The organism is Pseudoalteromonas luteoviolacea, assembly GCF_021654285.1.
GTDB classification, from domain to species: domain Bacteria; phylum Pseudomonadota; class Gammaproteobacteria; order Enterobacterales; family Alteromonadaceae; genus Pseudoalteromonas; species Pseudoalteromonas luteoviolacea_J.
Genome location: NZ_JAKFZS010000082.1, coordinates 1 through 1,507, shown reverse-complemented (window position 1 = coordinate 1,507; position 1,507 = coordinate 1). Strand labels below are relative to the sequence as shown.

Sequence of the window (1,507 nt, the reverse complement as noted above, 5' to 3'; positions counted from 1 at the left end):
TAATTTGGGAATAGTCTAAGAAGCCGTCTATGCTTTACTGAATGTTAAAGTATGGATGGCTTTTTTTATGGCAATAGCAAGGAAGAGACAAGTTAGCTTGGTGGATACCAAGTACTATCACTGTATATCACGATGCGTAAGGCGTGCTTATTTGTGCGGAGAAGACAAAGTAACAGGTAAGTCATATGAGCATCGAAGAGGCTGGCTTGAAGAGAAGCTGTTACAACTATCCAAGGTATTTTGTATCGATGTATGTGCGTATGCGGTGATGAGTAATCATACCCATATTGTTTTGTATGTAGATGATAAAAAAGCAAAACGACTAAACGATAAAGCCATTTTAATCCGTTGGCACAAGCAGTTTAAAGGCACTTGGTTGACTCATAAGTTTGTCAGCGGAGAGTCACTGAGCAATTCAGAGCGCTGTATGCTGTCAGAGTTGATAGACGAATATAGAAAACGTCTAGCGGATATCAGCTGGTTTATGCGAACGCTCAACGAAGATATCGCGCGTAAAGCCAATAAGGAGGACGGTTGTACAGGCCGTTTTTGGGAGGGGCGATTTAAATCACAAGCCTTATTAGATGAAGCCGCGTTGGCAGCGTGCTTAGCATATGTTGATTTGAATCCAGTCAGAGCCAAAATGGCAGAGACGCCAGAAGAGTCAGACCATACCAGTATCAAAAAGCGTATTGAGGCAGTAAAAGTAGGCAAGCAGCCTAAATCACTCATGCGTTTTGCAGGTAATCCAAGAAAAAACATGCCAAAGGGCTTACCATTTGAATTTAAATATTACATAGAGCTTGTTGACTTAACAGGTCGGTGTATGCGCGAAGACAAACGCGGATATATCACAGATTCGCAACCAATCTTAGCCAGACTTAATATCCAATCAGAGAATTGGTTAAAGCTCACTACTCAGTTTACCAAGGTGTTCAAAGGTTCAGTGGGTAGGCCCGATGCTAAGCAAAAGTATTGCGAGCACTTAAAGTTAAAACGGCGAGGTAATTTGACGCAGTGCAGTGAATTATTCGCTTAACTTTTAATACGTACTGACACATCAATTTCAACGTAGCTGTTCAAAGTTACGCGATTAGCTATGTCTGAAAATCATAAAATATATGAAGCTTACATAATATATCCAATAAGAAAAAAGGGAATTGAGTACATTTAAGAGATTTGTTTCTGTTTGACAGCTTTTTGAGGTGTAGCTGTTATATAAATAAATGGATGTCATTTATCTTTTTATCTTTCTTGTCTCATTCCCTAAAAAACGCTTAATTAGAATATTCCAACTCGAGAAACCGAAGGCTTATCACTTGCATGATCAGAAGACCCACACTGAGTACCTGAAATAGCGATTTTAACATCTGTGTTGGACATTTTTGCAGCCAATAAAGTAGATAGCACTGACTCAGCATCTATTTTCGATGGTTCCACAGAATACAGTGCTGGGTTCTTACAAAGAGCTGGGTTAATGTGAGCTCCTGATGTTTTGAACAAAAAG

General features: G+C 39.5%; 2 protein-coding genes. One reads left to right on the top strand and one right to left on the bottom strand.

The genetic code is table 11. The features are described 5' to 3' along the window. Positions 1-67 precede the first annotated feature (67 nt). Positions 68-1,039, top strand: a complete 972-nt coding sequence (locus L1077_RS27085) for a transposase (RefSeq protein WP_237139872.1) — start codon at positions 68-70, stop codon at positions 1,037-1,039. A gap of 242 nt (positions 1,040-1,281) precedes the next feature. On the opposite strand, the gene L1077_RS27080 is transcribed toward L1077_RS27085, so the two are convergent. After that, the coding region (locus L1077_RS27080) for a hypothetical protein (RefSeq protein WP_237139871.1) at positions 1,282-1,507 on the bottom strand (226 nt) is incomplete at its 5' end.